The organism is Streptomyces sp. ADI95-17, from assembly GCF_003846175.1.
Taxonomy (GTDB): Bacteria; Actinomycetota; Actinomycetes; order Streptomycetales; family Streptomycetaceae; genus Streptomyces; species Streptomyces sanglieri.
The window spans coordinates 1,117,449-1,123,988 of the sequence record NZ_ML123046.1; the positions used below are offsets into that span (position 1 = coordinate 1,117,449).

Annotated in this window: 2 protein-coding genes; both read left to right on the forward strand. The window is 69.0% G+C overall.

Annotated elements, in window-relative coordinates; all coding sequences use genetic code 11:
• Positions 1–19 precede the first annotated feature (19 nt).
• The gene (asnB, locus tag EES42_RS18770) at positions 20–2,062 is read left to right on the forward strand and encodes an asparagine synthase (glutamine-hydrolyzing) (protein WP_124719334.1); all 2,043 of its coding nucleotides are present in this window, start codon (positions 20–22) and stop codon (positions 2,060–2,062) included.
• On the forward strand, positions 2,062–6,540 hold a 4,479-nt coding region (locus EES42_RS18775; RefSeq protein WP_124719442.1), incomplete at its 3' end, for an SDR family NAD(P)-dependent oxidoreductase. The genes asnB and EES42_RS18775, both read left to right, overlap by 1 nt.

Here is a 6,540-nt window from a genome sequence, read left to right on the forward strand (position 1 = left end):
CTGGAGAAGGAGACCCCGCATGTGCGGAATCGCAGGCTTCGTCGCGCCCTCGCTCCACGACGGAGAGACGCCGGAGGTGATGACCTCGATGCTGTCGCTCATCCGCCACCGCGGGCCGGACGAGGCGGGCTACTACCTGGACGACGGCATCGCCATGGGCACAGCACGACTGTCGATAGTCGACCTCGCCCTGGGCGCCCAGCCGATGGCCGACCCGACGGATCGCTACTGGATCTGCTTCAACGGCGAGTTGTACAACCACATCGAACTGCGCGAGGAACTGCGAGGGCTCGGCCGCCGGTTCCGTACTCGCTCCGACACGGAAGTATTTCTGCAGGCATGGGCCCAATGGGGGCCCGCGTGCCTGCCCCGATTCAACGGCGCGTTCGCGGCCGCGATCCGGGACGTGAGGTCGGGAGACCTGTTCCTGGCACGGGACAGATACGGCAAGAGGCCGCTCTTCTACGTCGACCGCGAGGGGTGCGGCGCCCAGGGAGCCGGGAACGGAGAATTCCTCTTCGCCTCCGAGATGAAGGCTTTCCGCGCGTTCCCGGGGTTCCGTTTCGAGCTCGATCCCCACGAACTTGCCTCCACCTTCGCGGTATGGACGCCGTTGCCCGACCGGACCCCCTTCAAGCACATCCACCAGCTCCCGATGGGGTGTTACCTGACCGTCCGCGACGGGCGGGCGGTTCCGGGCAACTACGCGGAGCTCGAACTCGACGTACCGCCGTTCACCGGTTCCGAACGGGAAGCGGCCGCATTGGTCCGCGATGCCCTACGTGAGAGCGTCGAGATGCGGCTGAGGAGCGATGTCGAGGTCGGTGTCTATCTGAGCGGCGGCCTCGACTCGTCGATCGTCACCAAGCTGACGACCGACCTCTCCCCGCACGAGGTCCGCACCTTCTCCGTGGAGTTCGACGACGCGGTCTTCGACGAGTCGAGCAGCCAGCAGGTCGTCGCCTCGCACCTCGGCACCCGCCACTCGTCCATTGCCGTGTCCGGTGCCGATATCGCGGCGAACTTCCGGCCCGCCGTGTACCACGCGGAGGTACCCGCCTTCCGCTCCGCGTTCGTCCCCATGTTTCTCCTGTCCCGCCACGCGCGGGACGCCGGAATCAAAGTGATCCTCAGCGGTGAGGGAGCAGATGAGGCGTTCCTCGGATATTCGCTCTTCCGTGAGACGCTGCTGCGCGCTTCATGGAGCGAACTGTCGGACGACGAGCGCATGGCCAGGCTCGGCAGCCTCCACCCGGAACTGAGCCATTTCGGCCCCGCGAACCGGGCGCGGATGAAGGGCCTCTTCGAGCAGTTCGCCGTCGAACGCCTGCCCGGTCTCTTCTCCCACGAACTCCGGTACCAGAACGGTCGTTTCGCCGCGCGCCTGCTGAAACGACATGACGAACCGTTCGCGGATCTCATGGCCCTGACGGACGCGACACCCGGATATGCCGCGCTGAGCCCGGTCCGAAAGGCACAGTGGCTCGAATTCAAGACGCTGCTGCCCGGCTATCTCCTCTCCACCCAGGGTGAGCGCATGAGCCTCGCCCACGGTGTCGAGAACCGGTGCCCGTTCCTGGACCCCGCGGTCGTCCGCGCGGCGGCCTCGATCAATCTGCGCTTCGACGACGGTCTCGACGAGAAGGCCATCCTCAAGAAGGCGTTCCGGGGTGAGCTGCCGGAATCGAGCCTCACTCGGCGGAAGCAGCCGTACCGCGCGCCCGGAGCGGCCGTCTTCAAGCAGCAGCAACCCGATTACCTGGAACTTCTCCTCTCGGCGACGGAGCTGGAGAAGATCGGCGGCATCGACCCGGTGTTCGCCCGGAAGCTCGTCAAGAAGATCATGGCCACGCCCACGGACGAGATCAGTACGAAGGAGGACCAGGCCTTCGTCTACCTGCTCTCGACCGCGGTCCTCAACCAGCAGTTCGTGCTCGGACAGGAAATTCCCGGGGAATCAACGGAACCGGCCGACTTCAAGGTGAACACCATCATCGATCAGCGGAATTCACGGGGCTCGACGCCGGCCGGTCGAGGCATCCCCTCTGCAGGAGGAATCTGATGAGTACGTTCGAACCGGCGCCCGCGACGGACGATATCGCGATCATCGGACTCGCTCTGCGATTCCCCGGCGCGGAAACCCTGCAAGAACTCGGCGGCCACCTCGTCGCGGGCCGGTCGCTCATCTCGGAAGTCCCGCCGGAACGCTGGTCGAAGGAACGGTACTTCGGTGACCCCAGGCTCGGGGCCCAGAAGACGAACAGCGTCTGGGGCGGCTTCATCGAGCATGCGGACTGCTTCGATGCCGAGTTCTTCAACATTTCGCCGCGCGAGGCCGAGAGCATGGATCCCCAGCAGCGCATGGCTCTCGAACTCGCCTGGCGGGCCATCGAGGACGCAGGCTGTGCGGCGAGTTCCCTCGCCGGTACGGAGACGGGCGTCTTCATGGGGGTCTGCCATGCGGACTACGCGGAAATGATGGAACGCGAAGGGGCAAGGACGGACGTCTATTTCCCCACCGGGACGGCCTACTCGATCATCGCGAACCGGATCTCCTACTATTTCGACTTCCAGGGCCCGAGCATCACCAACGACACGGCATGTTCGAGCTCGCTGGTATCGGTGTACGAAGCGGTACGCGCGCTGTGCAACGGCGAGTGCGGTGTCGCCCTGGCCGGCGGAGTCAATCTGGTCTGGTCGCCGAAGCACTTCGTCGCGTTCAGCCAGGCGAGCATGTTGTCCCGCACCGGTCGGGCGAGCGCCTTCGACCAGAGCGCCGACGGCTACGTCCGCGGTGAAGGCGGGGCGGTGCTCCTCCTGAAGCCTCTCGCGCGGGCGGTCGCGGACGGCGATCCCATCCACGCGGTCATCAAGGGTGTCGCCACGAACCATGGCGGCCGCACCAATTCCCTCACCGTCACCAACCCGACGGCACAGGCGAATCTGATCGAGGGGCTCTACACCCGCGCCGGAATCCGGCCGGAAACCGTTACCTACATCGAAGCGCACGGCCCCGGAACACCCGTCGGCGATCCGATCGAGATCATGGCTCTGAAGGAAGCCTTCCGGAACCTGCACGCGGCTCAGGGCACCGTCGCACGGCCCGAGAGCTGCGGAATCGGCTCTGTCAAAACCAATATCGGACATCTGGAAGGCGCCGCAGGGGTCGCCGGGATCGCCAAGGTGATCAGCTCGCTGGCACTGCGGACACTGCCCGCGAACGTCAACTTCCGGAATCAGAACCGGCTCATCAAGCTCGAAGACAGCCCGTTCCATGTCGTCCGCCACACCCGGCCCTGGGCAGCGACGGCCCCGGAGAGCGACGGAACGATCCGGCCACGGCGGGCCGGGGTGAGCTCGTTCGGATTCGGTGGCACGAACGCGCATGTCGTGCTTGAGGAACATCTTCCCGATGAAGCGGATGCGGGAGCGCTGGACGACTCCCTCCGGGGTCCGGAGCTCCTGCCGCTCTCCGCGAAGACGCCGGACCGACTGCGCGCGGTCGCGGTCAACCTGCACACCCACCTGCGCGAGCACCCGTCGCAGGCACTCGCCGACATCGCCCACACTCTGCGGGTCGGCCGCGATCCCATGCCCGCCAGGGTCGCGTTCGCCGTCCAGGACCGCAGCGAACTAGAACTGCTCCTACGGGAGTTCAGCGACGGTACCCGTGCAGCGGGCGAACTCCACCTGGGCGGGTCGGTGCGAGACACGGCAGAGGAATTCGCCGAGCTGAGGGCGGCAGGGACACGCTGGGTACAGGGCGAGGCGGTGGACTGCGCGGACCGGTTCGGGCACGGCGTACCCCGGCCGCGGCCACGACGTGTGCGGCTGCCCGGGTATCCCTTCGCCCGTGAGCGGCACTGGTTCAGCGCTCCCCACAAGGAGGCCGTGACCCCGCACAAGGAGGCCGTGACCCCGTACAAGGAGGCCGAGGCTCCGCGCACGGGCGTCGAGCCCCCGCGCACGGACGCCGAGGCAGGAGCGACGCCACCGGCAGCGAACGTCGCTGCCGCCGCACACCCACTCGTTCACGGCGGCACCTCCGGCCCCACAGGTCACCGCTACAGCTCGACGTTCACCGGAGCGGAGCCGTTCCTCGCCTCGCACGTGGTGGGCGGTGCCCGTGTGTTCCCGGCGGCCGCCCACGTCGAGATGGTCCGGGCCGCGGCCGTTCACGCGATCGGGCCCGACGCGGCGGAGCCGACGGTCGTCCGGCTCCGCAACGTCGCTTGGCCACGCCCGCTCGTCGTACGGGACGCGCCGGTCGAGGTCGGTGTCCGGCTCACCCCGCAGGACGGCGCCGCCCTCGCCTTCGAGGTCGCCACCGGCACGGACCCGGCCTCAGTCCACAGCTCGGGCATCGTCGAGGCCGGCGGGCCGCAGGAGCCGGATCGCGTCGATCTGGGCGTGCTGCTGGCAGCCTGTCCCGGGGAGCGCAGCCCGGTGGACGTGTACGCGGCGTTCCACGACCGCGGCCTGGAGTACGGACCGGCCATGCGCGGGCTCAAGGAGCTCCGGCTGGGGACGCGGGAACTGGTCGCGCGTATCGGGAAGCCCGCTGCTGGTGAGGCGGCGGACGTCGGATACGTCCTGCCTCCGAGCGTGCTCGACGCGGCACTCCAGTCCTCCCTGGTGCTCCTGGCGGAGACTTCGCAAGAGCCGGCCGACAGCCCTGCACTGCCGTTCGCGTTCGAGGAACTCACGGTCCACGGCGCCTGTGTGTCGGAGACATGGGCGTGGGTCCGGCGCCGCGAAGGACACAGCACGCTCGATGTGTTCGACATCGACCTCTGCGACCTTGAGGGCATGGTGCTGGTCACTCTGCGCGGACTGGTCCAGCGGACGAACGGGGCGAAGCCCGGACGCGGAACCGGCGCGGACGTCGTCACCGCCGCCGTTCCCTGGGTGCCGGCGCCCCTCGGCATACCGGAGGCGACGCCCCTCCCGTCCGTGCGCGGGTACCTGAATGGACGAGCCGCCGCCCACACCGCCGTCGTGGAGGACACGACGGGCTGCACCCTCGCCCGCCTTCCCGATGTCGAGCCCGGCCGTGTCGCCGATGGCGTCGGGGCCGTGGTGGACCTGGTCTTCCGGCACGCCGCGGAGCTGGTCAGGTCGAAGCCCGGGGGAGCGCACCGGTTCGTGGTCCTGGTGGACGACCGGTCGCCACGGCACTACCACGCGCCGCTGACCGGCCTGTTCAGGACCGTCGTCGTGGAGAACCCCCGTGTCACGGGCCGTGTCGTACGCGTCGCGGAACTCGACACCGCGTCGCCGGAGCGGATCGCGGACATCCTCCGCGCAGAGGCGGCCGACCGGTCGGCCGACTGCGAGATCCGCTACGCCGCCGACGGCACCCGTCACGCGGCACGTCCCGTGGAATTCCGCCTCGGCGAAGGAGCGGAGATCCCGCCGTTGAAGGAGGGCGGGGTCTACTGGATCACGGGCGGTCTCGGCGGTCTGGGGCTGCATGTCGCACGGTACTTCGGCCGGTGTGCGGGTGCCGTCGTCGTCCTGAGCGGCCGGTCGGCGTCCGGAGCCGCGAGCGGGACGGCCCTGCGCGGACTGCGGGAAGCGGGGATCGAGGCCCACTACCTCCCTGTCGACGTCGGCTCGAAGGACGACGTGGACCGTGCGGTACGCACCATCATCCGCGATCACGGCGCCATCGACGGCATCGTCCACGCGGCGGGCGTCCTCCGCGACGCGTACCTCTTCACGAAGGACGCCTCGGACGTCCGGGCGGTGCTGGCGCCGAAGGTCGACGGCGTGCTCAACCTCGACGCCGCCACTCGCGGCCTCGCGCTCGACTTCTTCGTCGCCTTCTCCTCCGTGGCGGGGGTGTTCGGCAGCTCCGGGCAGTCGGACTACGCGGCGGCCAACGCATTCCTGGACGCCTTCGTCCACCACCGCCGGGCACTGGCGGAGATCGGCGAGCGGAGCGGGAGCACGTCGGCCGTCAGCTGGCCGTTGTGGGCCGACGGCGGGATGTCCATGGATCCCGTGACCCGGGAGTCGATGCGCCGGGACCGGGGCTGGGAGCCCCTCCCGACGGAGGACGGCATCCGGGTTCTCGGCGCTGTGCTGCGCGATGCTCCCGCCCACACTGTGGTGGCGTACGGCGCCGCCGCGACGCTCACGGCCACCGCCCCGCTCCCGGCAGCGCCCCGCTCCGTACCCGTGGACACCACACCCGTGGACACCACACCCGCGGGGCCCTCGGCCGCCGGCGAGGAGGAAGACCTGACGGAGCGGACGACGGCTCTGCTGCGCCGCATCGTGGGAGGGGTGCTGCACCGCGACCCCCTGACGCTCGACGAGACGGCCAACCTCGTCGACTACGGGATCGACTCGCTCGCCATCCTGGAGACGACCGCGTCGCTCGAAGCGTTCTTCGGCCCGCTGTCCAAGACGATCTTCTTCGAGTACACGACCATCGAGGGCGTCGCAGGTCACCTCGTCGCGGAACACCGTGACAAGCTGCGCGCGATCATCAGCGCCGAAGCCCCGGCGCCGCCGCCCGCACCCGAAGCCCCG